Source organism: Xenorhabdus yunnanensis, from assembly GCF_028598805.1.
Classification (GTDB): domain Bacteria; phylum Pseudomonadota; class Gammaproteobacteria; order Enterobacterales; family Enterobacteriaceae; genus Xenorhabdus; species Xenorhabdus yunnanensis.
On the sequence record NZ_JAQRFI010000117.1, the window covers coordinates 1 to 3,007 of the forward strand.

General features: G+C 50.7%; 4 protein-coding genes. All 4 read right to left on the bottom strand.

Annotated elements, in window-relative coordinates:
* Nucleotides 1–1,080 (bottom strand): baseplate J/gp47 family protein (locus PSI23_RS20770; protein WP_273556855.1); only part of this gene is annotated, 1,080 nt, incomplete at its 3' end.
* Nucleotides 1,070–1,516 (bottom strand): phage GP46 family protein, encoded by a 447-nt coding sequence (locus PSI23_RS20775; protein ID WP_273556856.1) that lies wholly within the window; start codon nt 1,514–1,516, stop codon nt 1,070–1,072. The genes PSI23_RS20770 and PSI23_RS20775, both read right to left, overlap by 11 nt.
* Nucleotides 1,513–2,094 carry a phage baseplate assembly protein domain-containing protein gene (locus PSI23_RS20780; protein ID WP_273556857.1) on the bottom strand — a complete coding sequence of 194 codons (582 nt, stop codon included), beginning with the start codon at nt 2,092–2,094 and terminating at the stop codon, nt 1,513–1,515. Before PSI23_RS20780 ends, PSI23_RS20775 begins: the two co-directional genes overlap by 4 nt.
* On the bottom strand, nt 2,084–3,007 hold a 924-nt coding region (locus tag PSI23_RS20785), incomplete at its 5' end, for a phage baseplate assembly protein (RefSeq protein WP_273556858.1). The genes PSI23_RS20780 and PSI23_RS20785, both read right to left, overlap by 11 nt.

The following is a 3,007-nucleotide window of genomic DNA, read 5'->3' on the forward strand; positions in this document are numbered from 1 at the left end:
CGGAGACGCAATCACAAATCCTGTCGTTCCCGGCACATCAGCAATCGCATATTGCAGATCGGATATAAAAATTTTCCCGGTTCCGTCTGGATTGCCCTTCTCAAACAACACATTATCAATCGCGGCCGCAATTTTATGGGTTATTTCTGTGCCACCATGTGCAATACCGCTGATATTAAAATCAATGATACGTTTTATCGGTGACAGCACCCAGACTAAGGCCGTCGTAGGACGAACCCGATAAATATAATCAGCCACCCGCAATTGATCACCTGTCGCATGCACAGCATAATCAGATTCATGGGCTGAAACACCATCAGTACCGATGGGAAAACCACCCCGTCCATTATTGTCACACATGATATAAACACCTACTGTACCCGCACCCACTGCCCGGCCTCTGACCCACGTGCGGGTGATGCCCGGCACAGACAGCGCCCACAGTTTATAATCATCATCAGAGCCGCCCTGGGGTGAACCCTGATAGGCCAACAGCATACGAGAGCGAAACGCTGATTCACTCTCAATATCAGCGCCGCCCGTTATGGGTACAACAGCGGTTCCCTCAACATCAACACCCGCAATACTCTGGTCGAGCGTTAACACGGTCCCCGCGGGGGCATTACCGGCAACTCCGCCACCTGAAACATGATCAGTGATATCAGGCAAAATGCCCGTAATACTGACAATTCCACACCCAGTGTCAGCAATACGAATTTCTGCCGATGTTTTATACTGATAACCATCACCCCGGTTCAAGATTGTATCAGCGGAAATAATGGTCCCCGCCACCCCCGTAAACTGGAATTGCTCACATCGGGCGGCAGTCGCCGGTTTTCGGAATATTTTTTTCAACGCCGCCCAGCCTGACAGCCATTCATCCGTCGACGTAAATGGCGTCGTTTGCCGGGCGATATAATCGAGGTAACCGTAATGCAGATGCGCCATCCCCGCGTCCATATCAGCCAGCACGCCCATATTGGAAAATCGCAATAACGGGCCGGTTTTCTGTAATTCTGACTGCAAAAAACTGCGATTCTGCTCGCGTAATTCGGTCAGTGTTTTTCGTTTAAATGGCATTTTCTCGTTCCCATACCCAAAAAAACCGCAAATTTTCATTATCACGCCCGGGACGCTGATAACGAATTATCATGTTCAATCGATTGGGCCAGACAATCTGTGTGCGGATATCAACAGACGCTGCTACTCCGTCGTCCAGCATCCATTGCAACGCTTCACGCGCATAATCCTCGGCGGCCAATGCTACAGCGGTGGTTAATTTTTGCCGATGGAGCAGCCATAACCGGGAGCCAATTTGATAATCTGCCTCACTGTCACCCCACCAACCCCGGCGATCTGTGCCATCAATGGCATCATCCGCCCGTGCCTGTCGGTCAGTAAACAAACTGATAATGATGGCGGTTTGCAGGTCATTCCCGGTCACCAAATCCCCGCGCCCAGCCAACCAGTCGGCATGGATATTGTTGACATCCCACCATGAGGTAATATCACTCATTTCACCGTCGCTCCTGTCGTTCTGCTGGTTACGGTCGAATCACCTGACCTCACACCGGGGACGGGATGGGTATGTTCATTGTAGTTATCACGGAGTTGCTTCATCGTGGTTTGATTGCTATTACAGTTATCAATAATATCGCCCGTAACTCTGAGTACCGGCGTATTAAGAAACACTTCTGTGGCGGCATTAACAGTGACTTTCGAGGCATTATTGACCGTTATAGGTTGCCCCTGAGCCTCCACCGTAATCCCCGATTCGGTCAGCAGGATATGCAGACCCCATTGGTTATAAACCACCACCTCACCGGGATTTAATCCCCTGTGCCGGTATTGTTGGTGATTACTGCCAATCACCACCGCATTAGAGCGGTCACCCCCTAAAAACGCGAGCACAACATCAGTTCCGGCTGGCAGTCCTGACGAAAAACCAAACTCGGCGATCCGCTTTGTGTTATCACGGACTTCCATTGCTGTTTGATACTGAACCTGTTGGATGACGCCGCTGTCATTACAGGTGGTGATCCTGCCCAGCCCCAACATCATCATGGCGCGACGATATAAATTTTTAACGTCCATAATCACGTGTCTCCATAATTGTCTCGTAGAATTCATACGGCTGAACAGTGAACGCCGCAGGGGGCATCAGGGTTAATTCGGCTCGTGTTCCATCATCTTTGTTGCGGACATAGGACACTTCTGACAATAGCCACTGCTCAGACGCCAGCCCGAAAACAGGTAAATGAATCGGGATCAATGTATTCGGTTGCCATAATGCCCCGCTGATATCGCGCCAGCTATCGACCAGCACCTTGAGGACTTTAGAGCGCCCATAGCGACGGTTCATTTCCCAATCGATGGACTCCTGCTGTCGCTGCCATGTGTGGAGTGTGCTTTCGATAATGGTGACATAGTTGCGATAACGTATCTTTTCCGCTTCAGGATCTTTGGCGGTGGCAATTTCAACCACTTTATACCCCTGCCCCTGAGACAGTTCACTCAGGCCGCTGACATTCATGGACAGGCCGCTGTATTCGGAGAATCGTTCATTCATTGAGGATTGGTAATCCGCCATTTCAACGTTTTTACCCTGCTCAACGCCGCTGGCGGCCACGTTGTCACTGACACGGGTTAACAGCAGATTTCCATCGGGTGTATCGTAATACAGCAGGGCTGACCAGCGGGTGATGCGGTCAATAATTTCCTGCGAGGACTCCCCCCAGTTCAGGGTAAACTGTGGCACAGGCTGCATATCGGTTACATCGGAGGTCACGCCAATGCCGTACCCCTGCGCCAGTTTCTGGCTAATCTGCAACGCCGTCGCGGACGAAATCACGTTCTGCGGCCATTTAGCCGAGCAGTCCACCAAATCCTGACATTTGCTCCTGCCGGTAACACGAATTTGGTGGGTTGATTTATTGATGGACGAGTTCCAGATATCGATATAACCGGTGATAACAGGATCATCGCCTAACAATACCTGACAGGGCTG

Excerpts from the sequence above, each read along its gene's own strand:
- PSI23_RS20775 (WP_273556856.1), bottom strand. The coding sequence starts at position 1,516 with ATGAGTGATATTACCTCATGGTGGGATGTCAACAATATCCATGCCGAC.
- PSI23_RS20780 (WP_273556857.1), bottom strand. The coding sequence starts at position 2,094 with ATGGACGTTAAAAATTTATATCGTCGCGCCATGATGATGTTGGGGCTG.